At 68.9% G+C, this 19,126-nt stretch carries 25 protein-coding genes and 1 pseudogene; 23 read left to right on the top strand and 3 right to left on the bottom strand.

The annotated features are described in order from the left end of the window. The first annotated feature begins 59 nt into the window (after positions 1–59). The 6 genes from A3CE_RS53595 (at position 60) to A3CE_RS0123630 (ending at position 3,498) form a co-directional block, all read left to right on the top strand. Positions 60–470, top strand: a complete 411-nt coding sequence (locus A3CE_RS53595; RefSeq protein WP_125592485.1) for a hypothetical protein — start codon at positions 60–62, stop codon at positions 468–470. A gap of 9 nt (positions 471–479) precedes the next feature. Beyond that, a complete protein-coding gene (locus A3CE_RS0123650) occupies positions 480–683 on the top strand; it encodes a hypothetical protein (protein ID WP_020642591.1) in 204 nt (67 codons plus the stop codon). A 157-nt stretch (positions 684–840) separates the two neighbouring features. After that, entirely contained in the window at positions 841–2,070 is a 1,230-nt protein-coding gene (locus tag A3CE_RS0123645; protein WP_020642590.1) for a helix-turn-helix domain-containing protein, read from the top strand. Between the two features lie 82 nt (positions 2,071–2,152). Continuing rightward, positions 2,153–2,485: a hypothetical protein gene (locus A3CE_RS56675; RefSeq protein ID WP_125592483.1), complete on the top strand. Its 333-nt coding sequence runs from the start codon at positions 2,153–2,155 to the stop codon at positions 2,483–2,485. A 286-nt stretch (positions 2,486–2,771) separates the two neighbouring features. Further along, the gene (locus A3CE_RS0123635; protein ID WP_020642588.1) at positions 2,772–3,038 is read left to right on the top strand and encodes a hypothetical protein; all 267 of its coding nucleotides are present in this window, start codon (positions 2,772–2,774) and stop codon (positions 3,036–3,038) included. After that, complete coding sequence (locus A3CE_RS0123630; protein WP_020642587.1) at positions 3,025–3,498, top strand: hypothetical protein; 474 nt, start codon at positions 3,025–3,027, stop codon at positions 3,496–3,498. Before A3CE_RS0123635 ends, A3CE_RS0123630 begins: the two co-directional genes overlap by 14 nt. 17 nt (positions 3,499–3,515) lie before the next feature. Here the strand turns inward: A3CE_RS0123630 and A3CE_RS59915 are convergent, their stop codons facing one another. After that, positions 3,516–3,734, bottom strand: a complete 219-nt coding sequence (locus A3CE_RS59915) for a hypothetical protein (protein ID WP_169524013.1) — start codon at positions 3,732–3,734, stop codon at positions 3,516–3,518. Positions 3,735–3,758: 24 nt separating this feature from the next. Between A3CE_RS59915 and A3CE_RS59910 the strand changes: the two are divergent. From A3CE_RS59910 to A3CE_RS0123615, 3 genes and pseudogenes are all read left to right on the top strand, one after another. Next, a pseudogene (locus tag A3CE_RS59910) lies at positions 3,759–3,914 on the top strand (helix-turn-helix domain-containing protein); the annotation flags it as partial. 51 nt (positions 3,915–3,965) lie between these two features. Then, entirely contained in the window at positions 3,966–4,553 is a 588-nt protein-coding gene (locus A3CE_RS0123620; protein WP_020642585.1) for a Scr1 family TA system antitoxin-like transcriptional regulator, read from the top strand. Between the two features lie 121 nt (positions 4,554–4,674). Beyond that, entirely contained in the window at positions 4,675–5,571 is an 897-nt protein-coding gene (locus tag A3CE_RS0123615; protein WP_020642584.1) for a phosphotransferase enzyme family protein, read from the top strand. On the opposite strand, the gene A3CE_RS0123610 is transcribed toward A3CE_RS0123615, so the two are convergent. Further along, positions 5,530–6,963, bottom strand: a complete 1,434-nt coding sequence (locus A3CE_RS0123610; protein ID WP_483756909.1) for an NsdA family TPR-like regulatory protein — start codon at positions 6,961–6,963, stop codon at positions 5,530–5,532. The genes A3CE_RS0123615 and A3CE_RS0123610 overlap by 42 nt on opposite strands. A 165-nt stretch (positions 6,964–7,128) precedes the next feature. Here A3CE_RS0123610 and A3CE_RS0123605 point away from each other — a divergent pair, with 165 nt between their 5' ends. Then, on the top strand, positions 7,129–7,329 hold the full coding sequence (locus A3CE_RS0123605; RefSeq protein ID WP_020642582.1) for a hypothetical protein: 201 nt from the start codon (positions 7,129–7,131) through the stop codon (positions 7,327–7,329). On the opposite strand, the gene A3CE_RS0123600 is transcribed toward A3CE_RS0123605, so the two are convergent. Then, positions 7,326–7,679, bottom strand: a complete 354-nt coding sequence (locus A3CE_RS0123600) for a GntR family transcriptional regulator (RefSeq protein ID WP_026468786.1) — start codon at positions 7,677–7,679, stop codon at positions 7,326–7,328. The two genes, A3CE_RS0123605 and A3CE_RS0123600, sit on opposite strands and share 4 nt — an antisense overlap. A 165-nt stretch (positions 7,680–7,844) precedes the next feature. Here A3CE_RS0123600 and A3CE_RS0123595 point away from each other — a divergent pair, with 165 nt between their 5' ends. The 13 genes from A3CE_RS0123595 to A3CE_RS51555 all read left to right on the top strand — a co-directional run. Next, positions 7,845–8,135 carry a hypothetical protein gene (locus A3CE_RS0123595; RefSeq protein ID WP_026468785.1) on the top strand — a complete coding sequence of 97 codons (291 nt, stop codon included), beginning with the start codon at positions 7,845–7,847 and terminating at the stop codon, positions 8,133–8,135. Between the two features lie 110 nt (positions 8,136–8,245). Next, positions 8,246–8,509, top strand: coding sequence for a hypothetical protein (locus tag A3CE_RS0123590; protein ID WP_125592545.1), 264 nt, complete (start codon positions 8,246–8,248; stop codon positions 8,507–8,509). 156 nt (positions 8,510–8,665) lie between these two features. Continuing rightward, positions 8,666–8,911 (top strand): hypothetical protein, encoded by a 246-nt coding sequence (locus A3CE_RS0123580; RefSeq protein WP_020642577.1) that lies wholly within the window; start codon positions 8,666–8,668, stop codon positions 8,909–8,911. Further along, entirely contained in the window at positions 8,908–9,198 is a 291-nt protein-coding gene (locus A3CE_RS0123575) for a hypothetical protein (RefSeq protein WP_020642576.1), read from the top strand. The genes A3CE_RS0123580 and A3CE_RS0123575 overlap by 4 nt, the downstream gene beginning before the upstream one ends. Further along, a complete protein-coding gene (locus A3CE_RS0123570; protein ID WP_020642575.1) occupies positions 9,195–10,295 on the top strand; it encodes a hypothetical protein in 1,101 nt (366 codons plus the stop codon). The genes A3CE_RS0123575 and A3CE_RS0123570 overlap by 4 nt, the downstream gene beginning before the upstream one ends. A gap of 17 nt (positions 10,296–10,312) precedes the next feature. Then, positions 10,313–12,484, top strand: coding sequence for an ATP-binding protein (locus A3CE_RS0123565; RefSeq protein ID WP_020642574.1), 2,172 nt, complete (start codon positions 10,313–10,315; stop codon positions 12,482–12,484). 268 nt (positions 12,485–12,752) lie between these two features. Continuing rightward, complete coding sequence (locus A3CE_RS51565) at positions 12,753–12,974, top strand: hypothetical protein (RefSeq protein WP_020642573.1); 222 nt, start codon at positions 12,753–12,755, stop codon at positions 12,972–12,974. Between the two features lie 23 nt (positions 12,975–12,997). Further along, complete coding sequence (locus A3CE_RS0123555; RefSeq protein ID WP_020642572.1) at positions 12,998–13,933, top strand: bifunctional DNA primase/polymerase; 936 nt, start codon at positions 12,998–13,000, stop codon at positions 13,931–13,933. A 22-nt stretch (positions 13,934–13,955) separates the two neighbouring features. Beyond that, positions 13,956–15,005: an AAA family ATPase gene (locus tag A3CE_RS0123550; RefSeq protein WP_020642571.1), complete on the top strand. Its 1,050-nt coding sequence runs from the start codon at positions 13,956–13,958 to the stop codon at positions 15,003–15,005. Between the two features lie 135 nt (positions 15,006–15,140). Further along, on the top strand, positions 15,141–15,437 hold the full coding sequence (locus A3CE_RS0123545; RefSeq protein WP_245589577.1) for a helix-turn-helix domain-containing protein: 297 nt from the start codon (positions 15,141–15,143) through the stop codon (positions 15,435–15,437). Beyond that, positions 15,437–16,627: a tyrosine-type recombinase/integrase gene (locus A3CE_RS51560; protein ID WP_084641744.1), complete on the top strand. Its 1,191-nt coding sequence runs from the start codon at positions 15,437–15,439 to the stop codon at positions 16,625–16,627. Before A3CE_RS0123545 ends, A3CE_RS51560 begins: the two co-directional genes overlap by 1 nt. A 498-nt stretch (positions 16,628–17,125) precedes the next feature. Further along, the gene (locus tag A3CE_RS56665) at positions 17,126–17,497 is read left to right on the top strand and encodes a hypothetical protein (protein ID WP_125592543.1); all 372 of its coding nucleotides are present in this window, start codon (positions 17,126–17,128) and stop codon (positions 17,495–17,497) included. 227 nt (positions 17,498–17,724) lie between these two features. Then, positions 17,725–19,126 (top strand): tetratricopeptide repeat protein (locus A3CE_RS51555; RefSeq protein WP_169524011.1); only part of this gene is annotated, 1,402 nt, incomplete at its 3' end.

The following is a 19,126-nucleotide window of genomic DNA, read 5'->3' as shown; positions in this document are numbered from 1 at the left end:
AACCCCGGTTCGCGCACCCTTTGAGTTGCCGGAATCGAACATGTGTTCTACATTCGTCCGTGCTGCGCAGACAAGAAAAGTGCCTGTTCAGCGCCGGTACGAAGGAGCATGTCATGGTCACGAAGTACGAGCGTCAGCTTGAGCGCGCCGCGGTCGCGAAGCGGATGAAGGGCCGCGCCGACGAGGTACACGCGGTCGCCGTGCGGGTCCCGTTCTGGCAGGTCGACAACACCGGGGAAGAGATCATGATGCGCGACACCGACGGTCATCCGCTGATCACCTTCCACGGAGTCTATGCGCCCGACATGGCGAAATGGCTCAGCCTGCTCGGCCGTACCGCCGGCATGGCACTGGCGGACCTCATCAGGGCCGCCAGCGGCAGCGCCGAGGAGGTCCCGGGACGAGACGCGGCACTCCGACTACTCCGAGAAATGCGGCTCGAAGAGAAACCGACCCGGTACCGGCGCTGAGGCACGCACATGGACACCCCAGACCTGACGAACGCAACAACCTACGTCGTCACCGACCAGCCCAACGCCGTCGATCGTTGGCACGTCCTTCCCGACATGACCGTGATCTACGAGCGTCGCCCCGGCGAGTTCGAGGAATCACGCGTGCTCACCGCCAGCACCCTTCGCGACCGGGCCGTGTGGATCGAGGTTCCCAAGACTGCTGTTTCGTAGATCGCCAGCCGGATCTCGACGTGACGGTTTCGCTGCGATATTCGCCCGTCCTGCGCCACGGTCCGCCCGGGTAGGCTGAGATGTGCACCTCTTCGCGGAGGGAACGCCCCCGGGTAGCTCCCGGGGGCACGCGGAGAGGTCGACTCCGCGAATGAGGGTGGTCTACGTGACCGACGACGAAGCGTTGCCCGTCGGCAAGAGGATCAAGCTGCACCGTGAGCGCGTGGGTATGTCCCGTCCGGTGCTGGCCGGTCTACTCGGGAAGTCCGCCGAGTGGCTGAAGGCGGTCGAGAGCGGGCGACTGCAGACGCCACGGCTCCCGATGCTGCTGCGGATCGCGCAGGCTCTCGAACTTGAAGATCTGGCGAAACTGACCGGCAACGGCCACGCCGTTCCGGTGACGGTCTACGCGGGTCAGCGCCATGCCGCGTTGTCCGCGGTGCAGTCCGCGCTCACCGAATACCGCATCAGCGTCGCGCCGGAACCAGTCTCGGTCCCTCACCTGGCGGAGCGGTTGCGCGTGGCTTGGCTGGTCCGGCACTCATCGCCCGATCACCGAACCCAACTCGGCACACTGCTGCCTGGCCTCATCGGGGACGCGCAGACGGCTGTGCGTGCGCTTCGCGGCCCCGAGCGGCGCGAGGCCCGGCGGGTGCTCTCCGGCGTCTACCAGCTGGCTGACTTCTACGTTGCCTACCAGCCGTCATCTGAGCTGGTCTGGATGGTTGCCGACCGCGCATTGACTGAGGCGCAGGAGGCAGACGACCCGTACGCGATCGCCGGCGGCGCGTGGGCCATGGTGCAGGCCCTGCGTGATGCCGGGCGTTGGGACGAAGCAGTCTCGCTGGCGACGGACGCGAAGCGCCAGCTGCTGCCCCATCTCGACGGCGCGCCCGCCGATTGGCGCGGGATGGCCGGCGCGCTCGACGCGGAGATCGCCTACGTGCACGCCCGGCGCGGCCGCCACGGCGAAGCGTGGGCGCACTGGGAGGCCGCCGAACGCGTCGTCAATGGCCTTGGTGCCGACTATCGCCACACCCAAACCTCGTTCTCTCAGAGTGTGATGAAGGCGCACGCGGTGACGCTCGGCGTGGAGCTGCGCCGAGTCGGTGAAGCGTGGCGGGCTGTCGAAGCGCTGGACCCCGTCTCGATCCCCTCGCTGGCAAGGCGGAGCCGCCACCTGATCGAAGTCGCCCGGGTCCACGCGCTTCGGGACGAGCGGCCCGCTGTGCTGGCGACGCTCGACAGGGCGCAGCGGGTGGCCAGCGAGACGATCAGCTACAACGGCTTCGCTCGCGACCTGCTGGTTGACTTGTCGAAGCGGCCACCCGCTGGCGAACGTGCCGCCGTGCGCGACCTCTGCCAGCGAGTCGGCCTGGTCGCCTGACCGCCTGACCGCCTGACCGCCTATTGAGTGAGGGTACAAACCGTACCCGTGCGGCGTTTGCCCAGCTCATAACGTCACCCGCGTGACAGCGCGCGATGGTGAGATGCCCCCTGCCAAAGGGGGCGACAAGGGCGACAGGTGTCCTCTTCAGGACCGGCCGGACGACGGACTTACCGCGTCCGTGCCGCCACGCCTGAGCGACCACGCTGCCTTCTTTCGCGCGGTCGAAGCCGGCAACGTGTGGGTGAGCGGTCTCGGTGTGGGCGCCGGCAGCGCTGATGTCCAGGTCATTAGCCACGACTGGCACGGCGGCCCAGAGTTAGCGCGCAAGCTGTTCTACGGCTACCTGGCGACCGGCAGGTACGCCGTTGAACGCGCACGGCTGGTGCCCCGTTCGACGAGGGTCTCGCGATGACCGCGCTCGCCGTCCGGCCGTCGGGCCGCCGGACGCCGCCACCGGTCGCGGGCTGGGAATGGCACGAGTGCTCCGATGACGGGTGGGCACACCTGTACTTCGGAGTGCAGCTACGCGGCGACAACAGCGCCCGGGACCCGCTGGTGCGGCCGTGGTGCGAGACGCTGCAGCGGTTCCCGCTGGACCACGCCCGACAGAGCGTCAGTGAGAGCAAGGTAATCCCGAAGCCGGGGCGGACGTGCCCTGGCTGCGCGAGCCAAAACGAGCACCGGCGCGTCGAGCTGCCATGCCCGCAACAACGTCGCTCGGGGTCTCGACCGTGATCGGCGACCGCGATCGAGAGCTGCTCAAGCAGCTGCGCACCGCGAGCGAGCGCACCGACAAGTTGATCGAGCACGCCGAGGGCGGCGAGATGGACGCGGTCGAGTTCGCCGGGGCCCTGTTGGTGCTGGTGCGGGCGTACTCGGACGCCGCCGGCCAGATGTACGCGCGGGCTGCCGCTCTGAACGCCGTACATCCGTGGACACCAGGGGGCCCTGTTGCACGAGGATGATCGCCAGCTGCTCGACCGGATCATCGTCACCGCGCGGGATTGCGGCCGCGTCGTCGACGTGCTGACGCAGACCCCGCCCGACAGCGCCATGTTCGTTGCCCGGCTGCGGCGGCTCTCTGATGAACTGGGGGCGTTGCCGGGCGCCATCTCGCGCCGACTCAGCCACGTGGACGTGGACGCAGTCGAGAAGACAATTCGTGACGTATTCGACGAGCTCACGGAGCCGCCGGAGCCGCCGGAAGCCACCGACGCCAACGTGCTCGACGGAATCCGGTCCGCGGCGGACACGCTCGCTGAGCACGCGAAGGGCGTCCTTCAGAAGGACCCGCCGCCCAACATCGTCGCCGTCGAGCTGGCCATGGCATTCGGAACGCTGGAAATGCTGTCGATGATCACGGCGATCCGAGCCGCGATGCTCGCCAACCCGATCAACCTGGGGCCCGACGGTGATGGCGCGTGATGAGACGCGACCGGGAACTACTCGCCGGTCTCGCGCGCGTAAACGCTGAGATCGGCAACGCCACGATTCGGCTGCTCACGCTCCAGGCGGATGACGCCGAGTACGCGGCCGCGCTCCGCCAGCTCGGTCGAGACCTGGTGCGCATCGGTGCCGAGCTGGCTGCCCGCGCCGGAGAGCTGGACGGAACAGCACTTGATCCGGCGACGCTGCCCAACCACCCAGGCGAAGAGACCCAACGACCGAATGGAGCGGCCTGAACTGTGACCAAAGCTGCACTCCGACCAGCGGTCATCGCCCTTGCAGGGGGACTCCGCGAAGCCCGCACCCAACGCGGTCTCGGTCTCCGCCAGCTCGCTGACATGATCGGCGTCTCCCCGCAATTGCTGTCGGCCTACGAACTCGGGCACCGCTCAGCGCCGGAAACGACCGTGGCGCACATCCTTGGTGTTCTACGCTCACCGAACCCCGTGCGTGAACAGCTCATCAGCCTTGCCCGCCGCGCTCATGAACACGACTTCATCGACCACGCCGGGCGCAGCGAGGACCTCTTGCGCGCGGCTTACGAACAGCGATCGACGCACGTGTTCGAGTGGTCGCCATCGTTGATTCCGGAGGCGCTGCAAACCGTCGGCTACGCCAGTGCCTTGCAGGAGACGGGCTTGCTCGACATCGACGCCTGCGACATGCGATCTCTCGCCCGAACAGTGCAGCAGCTCACTTTGTCGAACAAGACGGGGCCGCGATACACGTTCTTGATCGGCGAGGCCGCCACACATCCCGATGCCTGCTTGCCGGGAGAGGTCCGCGACCAGTCCGACGCGGTGGCCGCAATGACACGGCACCCGCGTGTGTCCGTCCGCCTCGTCCCGGTTAAGGACTGTCCGCCCGGCCTCGTTGAGCCGTTCACCTTGTACGAGGACCGCGCCGGCGCCTTCGCGGTCGCGGTGCGGCATCACCAGGGCGCTGTGTTCCTCACTCACGGAGTTGCCTTAGCGATCTACAAGAAGACCGCCCAGTTGCTACGACGCCGCGCCGCGGACGGTGCGTGGCCCTGACAGAGAGCCTCCGGCCGACGCGCCCTGTCCTCCCTCCAGACGGCGCGCCGGCCGGGTCATTCACCGTGCCAGCGATCAACCTCAAGCTCTAGCCTGAGCAGGGCACCGATAGAGGAGTCTGATGACCACGACGAAGGCCTTCACGTCAGAGCGGACACAAGCTGTGTTCGAGGCAGCATGCGCCTTCGCCGAGCTGGAAGCGGCCGGCGCGAAGCGAGTCCGGTTCGGTGAGAACGCGATCTATCGCCTGGTTGACGGCTCCGCAGTAGTCCGCGTTGGCCGGTCGATCCCGGCGGCGACGAAGGAAGTGCTCGTCGCCGGCTGGCTCGCCGAGCACGCGTTCCCCGCTGCGACCTCGCTGAGCGGAAGGGAACAACCGTTCGTTGAGGACGGGCTGCCCGTCACGTTCTGGAACTGCCTCGAAGAGGACAACACGCCGATCACCCCGGCGGAGTTCGGGAAGTTGCTCCACGACCTGCACGCTCTCCCCCACCCAACGGACTTCCGTCTGCCGGCCTTCTCCCCGATGCCGAAGGTCGAACCGCGCCTGCAAGCCTTGAAGGGCAAGCTCCCCGAGGCGGACCTCGACTTCCTGCGCGACCGGTACGAGGAACTCTCCGAGAAGTTCCAAGACCTTGAATTCCCGCTGCCCGCCGGCCCGGTGCACGGCGACGCCCACCTCGGGAACGTCATGCGTACCCCGGACGGGACGCTGAACCTGATCGACTTCGAGGACTTCGCCTACGGACCGCGCGAGTGGGACGCGGCCGTACTGTCCGTCCGCCACCAGGCGTTCGGCTGGGCCTCCGAAGCCGAGTACGACTCGTACACCGCGGCCTACGGGTTCGATCCGATCGACTGGCCAGGCTTCCCCGTGCTCAGGGCAACACGAGAGCTGAACATGACCATGTGGCTCTCGCAGACCATCGACGAGTCCGCCGAGGTCAAAGCCGAGGTCGAGAAGCGGATCGCCGACCTACGCGACGACCAGGCGCCCCGACACTGGAAGGTTTTTTGACGGCAGGTGGATGCTGGCGAAGTCGAGGAACTCCTTCACCAACGGGTCGCCGGCATGCCCGCCTAGTCGCCCGCGGAAGTCGTCGAGATACGAGATCACCCGAAACGACTTCAGCTTCGCCGCGGTCTCGACAACCGACCTGGCCACGTCCAACGCCTCTTCGAGGTTGCCGCCTTGCAGGTGCGACGTCGCCAGCACGGTCCGGCAGAACGAGAGACTTCGGACGTAGGTCGACTCCGAGGCAGCGATCGAGGCGGCCGCGTGGTGGTTCGCCAACTCGGCGTCCCCGAGGTCGCGGAAGCAGTGCGCGAACTCGGCGTGTAGCTCGGCCTCGTCGAAGTAGTGAATCCATTCGGGGTCGTTCTCTCGGATGCCCTGGCAGTGCCATCGTTCAGCCGTGAGCAAGGCAGCCGTGACGTCCTCCTTCCGGCCGAGCGACGCGAGTGCCCTTGCTTCCATCGCGTGGAAGAGCGCCATCGTCGTCGGGGTGGCGTAGCCGTTGGCCCCCTTGTACGCCGCGCGTGCCAGGTCAACGGCCCGCTGGAAGTGCCCGAGGAAGTTCGCCTGATGCGACATGCCTGCGAGGATTCGACCGCACAGCGCCTTGTCGCCGGCCGCCTTCGCCAGCCGGAACGCCTGCGTCAGGTACCGCTGCGCGAGTCCGTGCGCGCCCGTGTCGTAGGCCGTCCAGCCAGCCAGTCGCGTCAGGGCAGCGACCTCCCGGAAGTACTCCCGCCCGACCGCGTCTTGCGGGGACACATGCCTGATGTTCGGCAAGATCTCCTGGTCCAGGAACGAGGCGACGAGAGACTTCGGCCGGCCGCCGCCGTACTTGTAGTCGAAGCTGCTGAACATCGCGGTGGCCTCGCGAACCGCCTCGACGTCCACGAGAGTGATCGAACGCGGCTCGGACGGCGGCCGCGAACCCTCAGCGTCGGAGTCGGTCAGCCATCGCACGAGCAGGCCGCTCCACGCTTCCGGCACGACGGAAAGCGGCGCCACCCGCTGCGGCGTCCTCAGCTCCAGCTCGGTGATCGCGCCCAGCGCGACCAGGCTGTGTGCGATCTCCTCCGGGTACTCCAAACCGATGTCATCGGAGGTGCTTTCACCCGCCCCGCCGAAGCCGATCTCCTCCAGGCCGACGGGCCGGCCGAGCAGCTCGCCGAGGACAGCGGCGATCAGCTGACAGGTGCGCGGGTGCGGCTTCGTGCCGTCGAGCCAGCGCTTCACCGACACGTGGTCCGCGCTGACCAGCTCGCCGCCGTCTCTCTGGCTGCGTTCGCGCACACGGCGGGCGAAGCCCTTGTTCGTCGCTCCCGCCTGTCGCATAACCGCAGCTAGAAGTGCGTTCGGCTGCTTCCCCTTGTCGACCACCGGTACCTCCGAGGTCATTAAAGCACCCCCCGTGCACCCCCCATGTGCAAAAACGCACCCCCACGTGCACACTGCTGCACCCCCGCCCCTGCGCGGTTTCCTGAGTTCATCAGCGACAACGCCGGATCGAAAACACCGACCCGGACCGGCCTCCCGGCCTGTCGCAGAACGAAGGAGACCGCGATGGCGAAGAGCAACTTCCCGGTGATGAAGAGCGGGAGCGGCCTGCTCGGCAAGGCGATCGGCCTGGTGGTGGGGCTCGCGATCATCGTGCTGATCGTCAAGTACCCGGCCGACTCGGCGAGCTGGGTCAGCGGAGCTATCCGCGGCGTCGGTGCGGTAATCGACGGCGTCGTGAAATTCCTCCGTGCCCTGTTCGGCTAGTTCTCCCCCAGCTTCCTCTCGATCTCGCCGAGACGCTTCCGGATCTCGGCAATGGCCTGCCAGACCCGCTCGTCCCCCGAGGCCTCGGGGCGAGCCACGGAGTCACCTTCGGCCGGCTGGGTGCGCACGAACGAGCCCTTGCCGTGCCGGATCACCACCAGGCCTTCTTCCCTGAGGTGGGCGACGGCGCTCTTGGCCGTGTTCACCGCGACTCCCCAGGAATCGGCCAGTTCCTGGTAGGTCGGCAACTGCGCTCCTGGGGCGTACTCCCCCGACAGGATCGCGGCCCGGAGACCGCCGGCTACTTGCAAGAACGGCGCACGCGGGTCGTCCGGGTTCAGAGATGCCATACCACCAGCGTAGGCCAAGTCAGTTGGCTAAGTCAGTTCTCACATGTCAGTTGACAGAGTTAATAGACAGGACTTACGTTGGGTCTCGGCCGACACCGGCCGCTCCCAAGGGGAGCCGCTTCTGAACATCGACTGACCAGCACTTTTACCGAAGGGACTACCCAAGTGGGCACCAGCATTTACCGTCGCCGGATTGCCACCGCTGTGTCGGTCGCGGGCGAGTTCGCCAGCGAAGCCGTCTATCCAGACGGGCTGACCGAAGCCGCGATTGACGCGCTCTTGGAAGAGGTGGACCGCGAACTGGCCGCGGATGAGTTCGCCGCGGAAGCGGCATACCGCTTCGACTTCAACGACCAGCGTCGGGTGAGCCGGGCACGTCGCCGGGCCGACCGCGAGGCGCTGCGGGCGCTGCCGACCGGGATACAGGTCCGGCCGTTCAAAGGTGAGGCCGCGTGATGGCCGCTCGCCCGTACTTCAGCCCCGACGCGGCGGCCCCTTCCGGCAAGAACGTGCCGACCGCGCCGGGTTCCACCGCCCAGTCACGAAACCGCACGGAGGAACTCCAGATGGTAGACACCACCGCCCCGGCCCGCGAGGCCGCTTACACCTACACCCCGACCGAGCTGAACTGCCTGATCTCCCGCGAGCTCTCCGGCCGCCTGCACGAGCTCGGCATGTCGCTGATGTCGAACGCTGCGTTTCTCCTGGCCAACGACGCGGTGCCGGCCGCGGTCAAGCGGGACCGCGCCCGGGTCTACCTCGACGTCGCAACGCAACTGCGGCTGCTGGCTCTCGCCGAGTTGGACGGCATCGCTGGGGACCTCCGATGAACCCGCGCACCCGTCGCCAGCGCTGCGACCTTGAGCAGGCCGACCGTCCGGGGGTCGCCGCGTGAGCAACAACGACTCCGGCGCCTGGCACGACAAGGTTCAGCGCAGTCAGGAAGCCATCGACAAGGCCCGCAGCGAAGCGAAGGAGAAGTCCCGGTGAACACGTTCGAGGTGTTGCAGCGCCACGGAACGCTTGCGCTGATGCGGTTCGCCGGCACGGTGTGCCTGTTCCTGGTGCTGCACCTGCTGCGCATCCCGCTGGTCGTCTGCGAGCGGATCTTGGCCGGTGTGCTGGTCCGGCTGGACCGGGCCGCCGCGCGGCAGGCGTCCCAGCCGCCGCGGCGGCGCGTCAACCAGTTCTTCCCCCTCGACTTCCCCACTGGGCAGGAGGTGCCCCGATGAACGTGTCGCGTGAGCAGCGGACCCGGCTTCAGCTGGTCATTGAGTGGGTGGTGTGGCACTTCGGTGAGCTGGCCGGCGTGGCCGGGCCGCTGGTCCTGGCCGCGGTGTTCACCCCCTGGTTCGCCCTGGTGTCGGCGGTTGTGGCCGCCGGGTGGGCGGTGCACGAGGTGCGTGATCACCGCGAGCACGCCCGACTGCGGGCCGGCACCGGGGACCGCAAGCAGCTGCCGGCGTCCCCGGCCACCGACGAGACGACCAACCAGGAGAGTCAGGAAGGTGCGCGATGAGCAGCTGGGCTGAGGAGCGCCGCGCGACCCGCGCGGCTGAGGCGGAGATCCAGCGGCAGGACGCGAACGCCGTGCTGGAGCGCAAGTTGCGAGCGCAGAGCGCGGCGGCCGAGCAGCGCCGCGCCGACACCACCGCAGCGGCGAAGCTGGCCGAGCAGCAGCGCAAGGCGCGGCAGGCGCGCCGGGCCGCCATGGTGGCCAGCGTGGCCGATTGGCTGTCGGCGAACCGGGTCCGGTTGCCGATCTACCTGCTCGCCCTGGTGTCGGCGGGCATGGCGGTGCCCGCGATGGCCGGCTTCGGCGTGGGTGTCTACGGCAACGCCACCGGTGCGCCGCTGCCGGCGCTGTCGGAGCTGGGCATGTGGGCGTTCGCGTTCGCGGTGGAGGTCACCCGGCACCGCCATCCGGAGCGGCCGGTGTGGGCGTTGCAGCTCGGGGTGTGGGTGTTCGCCGGTGTCGGGTTCGCGCTGAACGTGTTGCACGGCTGGCACCGCGGGGCCGACGCCGCGGTGGTGATGGGCATCGTGTCCGTCGCCGGGGTCATCGCGCATCAGCTCGCCGTCGCGTCCCCGCCCCGATCGGCGGCGGAGCGGGCCGCTGCCCGGATCGAGCGCAAGACGCTGCGCAAGGTCGCCCGGGTTCGGCGGGCCGCCGTCCGTACGGCGGTGGCGGAGCTGGCCGCGGACGGCACAGCGCGACTGGTGTTCACCCCGGGCCGCTACACCCTCGACGGCCGTCGACTCGCGTCGGTGGTCGCCCCGGACCGGCTCGCCGCGGACGTGCTGGATGAGGAGATCGCCGCGTTCTTCGCCGAGCAGGACCAGGCCCCGCGCGCCGACGACGGCCCGATCGTCGACGCCCCGATCTTGACCCTCGATCGCCCCGGCGAGCAGCCGAAATCGACCCGCAAGCCCCGACCTCCGCGGGCACCGAAGACACGTTCGATCGAGGACCTGCGTGCCGCGTTCGCCGCGGCGATCGACAACCCGGACGTAGCGATCAACCCGAAGTCGGCGGAGTCGATCCGCAAGACGCTGCGCTGCGCGCCGAAGTACGCCCGCCAGCTGCGCGACGAGCACAAGAACCCGAACCAGTGAGCCGAAAGGACACCACCATGAGCACGGACACCAACCCGGGCGCCGGCGAGCTGGCGACGGTGCACCACCTGCCTGTCGGCTCCGATCGGGGCGCGGCGATCGAGCCGGACGAGATCCTGACCCCGGAGGAGTACGCGGCCCGCACGTCGCAGAAGGCCCGGGCACTGGCCCGGTACGAGGGGTACCGCCGCGACGTCGTGGTCGTCGCCACCGCGGCACGCAAGGCCGCGACGCACGAGAAGACCAAAGCCGCCATCAACCACGGCCTCACGATGATCCAGGGCCTGGACTCCTGGCGCGGCCGCGCGTGGGACGCGTCCACGATGGGCGTCTACCGGCGGCAGATCAAGGCCGCCGAAGCGACGGGCGATCAGGCGTTGGTCGCCGAGTGGCTGGAGCGTAAGGCGCGGGTGCAGGACGCCCGGCACCGCCGGCTGATGGACCTGCCGAAACTGCTGGTCGGCCTGGTCAAAGCCGGGGTCGTGGGCCTGGCGGCGCTGGTGGTGATCGTGCTCCTGATCGGGCTGCTGGTGCAGCTGTCCGGCGCCGGCGAGTTCACCCGCGTCGTGGGCGGGGTGATGGACGCGCTGCGGTTCATTTTCACCGCCATCGCGTGGGCGTGGACGCCGCTTGCGCTGGTCGCGCCGTATGTGATCAGCGTCGGTGTGGTGCTGGCAGCGTGGCGCGAGGGCCAGCAGCGCGGCAAGGTCCCCGGCTGGCTCGCCACCTCCACCGAGGACTCCGACGTGGCGATTGATGAGACGACCATCGCGCAAGCCCTTGCCGCACTGCGGATTCCGCAGATCACCAACTATCTGAAGGAAGGTCTGCCGATGCAGTACCTGACCCCGGCGCGCCGGGACGGGCGCGGCACGCACGCCGTGTTGCGCCTGCCCGCCGGGGTCACGGCCGAGAAGGTCGCCCGGCGACGCGCTGACCTGGCCACGGGCCTGCACCGGCTGTCCAAAGAGGTGTGGCCGACCACCGGCAGCGAAGCCGGAATCCTGGACCTGTGGGTGGCCGACAAGGGTGCCCTCTCGGAAGGGGCGGGGCCGTACCCGCTGTTGGAAGACGGTGCGGTGGACGTGTTCAAGGGTGTCCCGTTCGGACGGACGTTACGCGGGGAGCCGATGATGGCGCCGCTGCTGGAGCGCAACACCATCTGCGGCGGCATGCCCGGTCAGGGCAAGTCCTCCGCGGCCCGGGTCATCATGGCCGGCGCTGCCCTCGATCCCACCGCTGAGCTGCGGATTTGGGTCCCGGACGCCAACTACGACTTCGAGGTGTTCGCCCCGCGCTGCTCCCGCTACGTCATGGGCGCCGAAGACGAGAAGATCTCCCAGATCCTGGCTGACCTGCGGGAGTTGCACGCGGAGGTGCAGCGGCGCGGTGACCTGCTGGTCAAGCACGAAATCCCGGCGGTGACGCGGGATCTGGCGTCGAAGAACGCCGGGCTGCACCCGATCTTCTGCCTGCTGGAAGAGGCCCACGTGGCGATCCAGCACAAGAAGTACGGCGAGGAGATCGGCCAACTGCTGGTCGACATCGTTCGTCTGGGCCGCAAGCGCGCCATTCACCTGATCGTCTCGACCCAGGCGCCGACCAAGGATTCCATGCCCAGGGACGTGACACGGAACTGCTCCAACGGCATCGCGTTCGCCGTGGGGGACCACGTCGCCAACGACGCGCTGCTCGGGCAGGGCGCCTACGCGGCCGGGCACCGCGCCACCGAGCTGATTCCGGGCACCGACAAGGGAACCGCGGTGGTCAAGGGCTTCTCCGGGGAACGCTCGGAGATCGTGCAGGTGTACTTCCTCGACGTCGCCAAGGACAACGACCAGGTGACCCCGATCATCGAACGCGGACTGGCGGCGATCGCGAAGTGCGGCCGCGTGCCCTGGTCCACCAGGGAAAGCGGCGAATTGGAGGCGCCGCCGGCGCCGCGGAACCTGCTCGAAGACCTCGACGAGGTTCTCGGGGACGAGCCGGTGCCGGCCGCGAAGGTGGCGCCGCTGCTCATTGCGCTGTCCACCGAGTACAGCGGCCTGACCGGCAAGCAGCTGTGCGCCGACCTCGCCGCGGTCGGGGTGAAGGTGCCCAGCTCGCAGAACCGCTACCTGGTCGACCCGGTCACGATCCGTGATGCCCTGGCTGGACAGGCAACCGCCGAGCTCGACGACGAAAGCTAGCCCAGGTTAGCCCGCTCACCGGCCCGCACACACCGCGGAATCCGGCCCGAAACCCGGCCGCCGACGGCGGGCTAACCCACCTAACCCATCTCACTTTCCGCAGGCCAGCGGGCCGATCAGGGGTCTAACTCGCCAGGTTAGGAACCTAACCCGAAATCCGGGACCTAACTCACCGATCTCACCGCCACGCGACACCGCCCCAGGTGCTCGCGCCGGCACCTCCTACCCAAAAACAGGCACACACAGTCACTTTCCGGAAGGCACTCCGATGGCACTCACCCGCTACCTGTTCAACGGCACCCTGCACCGCGGGCGCGCTCGCTGGCTGGCCCGGCGCGTCGACACCCTCTGCGGGCTCGAGCTTCCCCGCCACGCCGTCCGCACCCCGTGGCTGCCGTTCCTGCACCGCACATGCGGAATCTGCGAGGCCCTGCACCAGATCGCGCCCAACGCGAGCAACTCCCGCCCGCCGTCCAACCCGTTCGCCTGACCACTAAGCAGAAGGAGACCACAATGGACAGCACGACGATGACGGCCGCGCTGAACGCGGCCGCCCGCGGGTGGCACGTCTTCCCGCTCCGGCCCGGCAGCAAGCGCCCGGCCGGGCACGCCGAAGACGGCTGCCCCGGCACCGGGCGGTGCGCCGGCGGACACCGCACGTGGGAGCAGCGCGCCACTACCGACCCGGGCAAGATCCGGGCCGCGTGGACGCACGCCCCGTACGGGATCGGCATCGCGGCCGGACCGTCCGGGCTGTGCGTGCTCGACCTCGACACGACCAAGTCCGGCGAGGAGGTGCCGGCGCGGTGGGCCGCGGTCGGCGCGCGGTGCGGGGAAGACGTGCTTGCCGTCCTCGCCGACGAAGCGTGCGAGGAGCTGCCCGGCGACACGCTCACCGTCCGGACACCGTCGGGTGGGCTGCACCTGTACTACCGCGTCCCGGCCGGCGTGGTGCTACGCAACACCAGCGGCGAGCGGGGGCAAGGGCTCGGGTGGAAGGTCGACACCCGCGCGTGGGGCGGCTACGTCGTCGGCCCCGGCACGCTCACCCGCGCCGGCCGCTACGCCTACGTGTGGGACGGGCCGGTGGCGGAGCTGCCCGTCTGGTTGATCGAGCGGCTTACCCCGGCACCGCTGCCGGCCGCGCCGGTGCGGCCGATCCGCCCGGCCAGTACCCGGCGCTCGCGCTACCTCGACGTCGCGGTACGCGCGGAGGCCGGGAAGGTCGCCGACGCCAAGACCAACCGCAACGCCACCCTCTACGCCGCCGCCGTCGCCCTGGGGCAGCTGGTCGAAGGCGACGCGCTCACCGAAGACGAGGTGCGCGCGGCGCTGATGACCGCCGCCGGCCGCCACATCGGGACGCGACAGTTCACCGAACGCGAGGCCGAACGCACGATCACGTCCGGTCTGCGCGCCGGCGCGAAGCGCCCGCGGCACGTCGCCTGACCAACACTCGGAGGAACCAGCCATGACCACACCCCGGCCGCTGGCCGCCGTGCCGACACCGCCCGCCCGCCGCACCCGGTGGACCGATGCGGAGCTGATGCGAGAGGAGTTCCCACTGCCGAAGTGGGCCGTCCCAGGCCTACTGGCGGAAGGGCTGAACCTGCTGGCCGGCGCGCCAAAGCTGGGCAAGTCATGGCTCTCCCTCGGGCTGGGAGCCGACATCGCGAACGGTGATCAGGTGTTGGGCTCGATCGAGGTGGAGCGCGGCCCGGTCTTCTACTGCGCGTTGGAGGACACGGGCCGTCGGTTGCAGCGCCGGCGGCGGCAGATGCTCGCCGCCGGCGGGCGGGCCGCACCGCTGCTCACCCTCGAAACCGCCTGCCCCACCATGACCAACGGCGGAGACGCCGTGCTCGTGGAGTGGCTGGAGGAGAACCCACACGCCCGGCTGGTCATCATCGACACCTACGAGAAGATGCGTGGCTCCGACGCCCCGGGCATGTCCGCCTACGCCGGCGACTACGCCGCGGCCGGCCGGTTCAAGCAGCTGGCCGACCACTACAGCGTCCCGTTCCTGCTCATTCACCACGTCCGCAAGCAAGGCGCGGAGGACTGGCAGAACCTCGTCTCCGGCACCAACGGGCTCACCGGCGCGGTGGACGCCACACTCGTGCTGGAGCGCGGCCGCGGGCAGGCGGACGGCGTGTTGCACGTGACCGGCCGCGACGTCGAAGAAGCCGACTACGCCATGACCTTCGACGCCACCGCCGGCAGGTGGACCAAGCTCGACGGCCCGGCCGCCGATCACCTGGTCGGCGACACCCGCGCGCAGATCCTGCGCCTGTTGCGCGAGCACGGGCCGCTCACGCCGAAAGCGATCGCCGAAGCGCTCGACGGCAACCCGGGCAGCATCCGCCAGACCTGCAAGCGCATGGGCGACGCCGGCCAACTGGCGCGCACGGTGGACGGCATCTACAGCGCGCCCGGCGCGAGTGACAGCGGCACCACGCCCATCCAGTCACACCTGTCACCGGTGTCACCCCAGGTCGCTGACCAGCACAAACCCGAGTGACACCCCGAGTGACAGCTTCGCCGACTGTCACACCGCCGACGCGGGAGTGACACCCGCGACCACCCGACCCCTGTCACACCTGTCACTCCGTAACTCGACCCTGGCTGACCAGGCCAAACCTGAGTGACACCCCGAGTGACGCCCGACATTGGAGGACAGAGCCATGACGCGTTGCGCCGCCCGCATCCACTTGCACGAAAGGTCCTCAACGCCATGGGTTCCGCGCGCACTGGTGAGCGCTACCTCAACGTCGAACAGGTCGCCGAAATGCTCGGGACCACTGTTCGGTTCCCGCGTCGCTTGATCGAAGAACGGCGCATCGAGTTCGTCAAGCTCGGACGCCACGTGCGCATCGCGGAAAGCGTGCTGGCCGAGTTCATCGCTTCAAACACCGTTTCACCTCGAACGACTGCTTTCAAGGGGGCTGCCTGATGGCAAACAACCGACGTGACTGGGGCCGTATTCGTCGACTGCCGTCCGGTCGTTGGCAAGCCCGATACCCGGGGCCGGACGGCGCTCTGCGGCCGGCACCCGTGACGTTCGAGACACGCAAGCAGGCGTCCGACTGGTTGGCCGAGAAGCGCACCGAGATCATCCGCGACGACTGGGTCGATCCGGACCTGGGGAAGGTGCCGTTCATGGCCTATGCCTCGACGTGGGTTGCCGAACGGAAGCTCAGCGACACCACACGGGAGCGTTACGAAGGCATTGTGCGCAACCACTTCGCGCCTGCCTTTGGTGATTCGACCGTGGCGGGCATCAAGGAGGCGACTGTCCGCCGGTGGCGCAGCGACTTGCTGGCGCGGAAGGTTGGCGAGCCGACCGTCGCGAAGGCGTACCGGCTGCTGCGGGCGATCTACAACACCGCGGTCGAAGAGGACCGGATTGTGAAGCGGAACCCCTGCCGGATCAAGGGAGCCGGCGAGGACAACTCGGCAGAACGTCCGGTGCTGACGATTCGCCAGGTGTACGCGGTCGCCGACGCGATGCAGCCGCGGTATCGGATGCTCATCCTGCTGGCCACGTTCGCGTCGCCGCGGTTCGGCGAGCTGGCCGCGCTCCGGCGTCGAGACGTCGACCTCGAACGCCGCGAGATCCGCGTCTTGCGCTCGCAAGCCGAACTGCGAGGTGGCACGAAGTGGAAAGGCCCGAAGAGCGAAGCCGGGAAGCGCCGGATCGCCATTCCGAAGGCGATCGTCGGCGAGCTGCGCGAGCACATCGCGCGGTACGCCGAACCCGGCGCAGACGGCCTGGTGTTCATCGGCCCACAGGGCGGCCGGCTACGCCGACACAACTTCCGCCGGTTGTGGGTGAAGGCGAAGAAGGCTGCGCAGATCCCAGACGATGTGCACTTTCACGACCTCCGCCACAGCGGGAACGAACTGGCCGCTGAAAGTGGCGCGACGACGCGTGAGCTGATGGCCCGGATGGGTCACTCGACCACGCGGGCCGCGCTGCGCTACCAGCGTGCACGCCGCGAGCGTGACCACTCGATCGCCGACGCGATGAACCGCAACATCGAGTCGGCGCGCAGGCGCCCGCAGGGCAAACGCGCCCGAAAGCGTGGTCGTCGGCGAGGTGAGGGGCATGCAGGAGGCACGGCGGGCAACACGGCCGCCTGATACGACGAAGCCAGGTCAGAGGAAACACCCTCTGACCTGGCCTTTGTCGCGCCTACAGCGCTGTGGGCGCGCCCGGTTCGGCGGGCGAGGGCGGAAAATCGACACCCAAAAAGGGTGTTCGGTGTCCCGTCCCGACCCAACGCCGGCAGTAACTCCTACCGCGCTCAAAGCGCCCAAGCCCGCCGCCTGATGAAACAAGTGGTCCGTCTCAACGGCGCCTGGCTGTCGCATGCCATCGTGGCGAGACCACCACGTTGCCGGTCGTGGGACCACCGACAGCAGCGCAGAAGTGGAACAGGTTATCGTGCTGGCGTTTGGCAAGCACAGGGTTCTCCGAACGATCGATCAGCGGCTAGTGAGGGTGGGTTCGCTGCGGCCTGGAATTCTTGCGCTGGTGTAGCGCTCAGCGGCTGATCCACGACTAGTTCGTACAGGTTGGTTGTGCTGTGCGGGTGGGACGTAGGGGGTTGTGTGGCCGCTCGTAAGCGGGGTGGGTGGTTGGCTGCTGCCGGCGGTGTGGCAGCGGGTGGCGTGGTGGTGTGGGCGGTGTTGCGGTTCGGGCTGCTCGCCTGGCTGGGTGACAAGGGCAGCAACGCCCGGCCGGTCGTGGAGGGCTTGAGCTGGGTCGCGGGCATCGGCGGCCTGCTGGTCGGGGTAGCGGCATTAGTGATCGCGGTGCGGCAGGGACGTGCAACCGCTGCCGATGCCCCTGCTGCCGCCGAGCCGGTGGCGTCGCAATCTGCCTCGAATCAGGGCGTGAACATCACTGGGGGCGTGTCAGGCGGTTCCGGTTCGGGTCCGACGGTGGGAGTGAACTTCGGGCAGGTGGGTGGTGCGCCACCAGACCCTCCGCCGCCGGCGCGGGAATAGGCCATCCCGCGCCGGGGACATCGGCGGCCCGGCCGGCGTCGGTCGAGGGCGGCGTCAGTAGCGCCGGTGGTCCTGCGGTGGGGGTTGTGCAGGGTGACCTGGTGGTCAACGCTTCGGGCGGGCCGGTGATGGAGTCGCTCCCGGCCGTACCGGGGGTGGGACGTGTCCCGGCAGAGCCGGGCGTGTTCGTGGGCAGAACACACGAGCTGGCGCGGCTGGAGTCGGTGGTGGCCGGGTCGGGTGGTCGTGCGGTGGTGGTGGCGGTGCACGGCTTGGGCGGGGTCGGCAAAAGCACCCTGGCCGCCCGGTTCGCCGAGCTGCACACCGACCGGTTTTCCCTGGCGTGGTGGGCAACGGCGGATTCACCGGCGGCGATCGAGACGGGATTGGGGGAGTTGGCTGCCGCGCTGGCGCCGGAGACGGCGGTGTTGCCATCCGAGCAGCGGGTGGAGCTGGGTGTGCGGTGGCTGGCGACCCATGAGGACTGGTTGCTGGTGCTGGACAACGTGACCAGCCCGCAGGACGTGGCGGACTTGTTGAGCCGGGTGCGGACAGGCACGGTGGTGATCACCAGCCGTCAGCGCTCGGGATGGCGGACCGTGGAGACGGTGCCGCTGGACGTGCTCACCGCCAACGAGGCGGTGCAGTTGCTGACCCGGATCGTGCGGTCGGAGTGGCCGGACGCGGATCTGGCCGGCGCGGACCGCTTGTGCCGTGAGCTGGGGTGGCTGCCGCTGGCGGTCGAGCAGGCGGCCACCTACCTGGCCCAGACACGCACCAGCCCTGCCGGCTATCTCGACTTGCTGGCGCGGTTTCCGGCGCGGATGTTCACCGCGACGGCGGAGGGCGGTGACGCGCAGCGGACGATGGCCAGGGTCTGGCACGTCACCCTCGACCGTCTGGCCGACACCCCGGCCGCGGGACAGGTGTTGCGGCAACTGGCCTGGTTCGCCCCGGACGGCATCCCCCGGGACCTGCTGACCGGCGAGGTGGGGGAACCGGAGCTGTCCGAGGCGCTCGGTCGCCTGGCCGCCTACAGCATGGTCACCCTGACCGGAAACACCGTGGCCGTGCACCGTCTGGTTCAGGCGGTCACCCGCACACCCGACCCGACCGACCCGCACCGTCAGCCCGCCGACATCGCCACCGCCCGCGACAACACCGCGACCTTCCTCTCAACAGCCCTCCCCGACCTGGACCCGGACACTCCCGCGAACTGGCCTGCCTATCGGATGGTCCTGCCCCATGCGCGGGCTCTGCTGGAACACACCACGCCCGACACCGACACCATCCAAACCAGCCACCTGCTCAACGAGCTGGGCCTCTACGTTGAAGGGCAGGGCGACGTCGGTACCGCCATTGGCTACCTCATCCGCGCCCGCGACAGCTACCAGCGCCTCTACGGCCCTGACCACCGGGCCACGCTGGCCTCGCGGAACAACCTGGCAAGCACCTACGAGTCGGCGGGTGATCTGGGGCGGGCGATCCCGCTGTACGAGGCCACCCTTGCCGACTACGAGCGGGTGCTGGGACCCGACCACCCGAACACGCTGAGCTCGCGGAACAACCTGGCGGCCGCCTACCAGGCGGCGGGTGATCTGGGACGGGCGATCCCGCTGTTCGAGGCCA

Origin of the sequence: Amycolatopsis balhimycina FH 1894 (assembly GCF_000384295.1) — a bacterium.
GTDB classification, from domain to species: Bacteria; Actinomycetota; Actinomycetes; order Mycobacteriales; family Pseudonocardiaceae; genus Amycolatopsis; species Amycolatopsis balhimycina.
The sequence above is the reverse complement of the archived record's forward strand: the minus strand, read 5'-3'. Positions and strand labels throughout refer to the sequence as shown.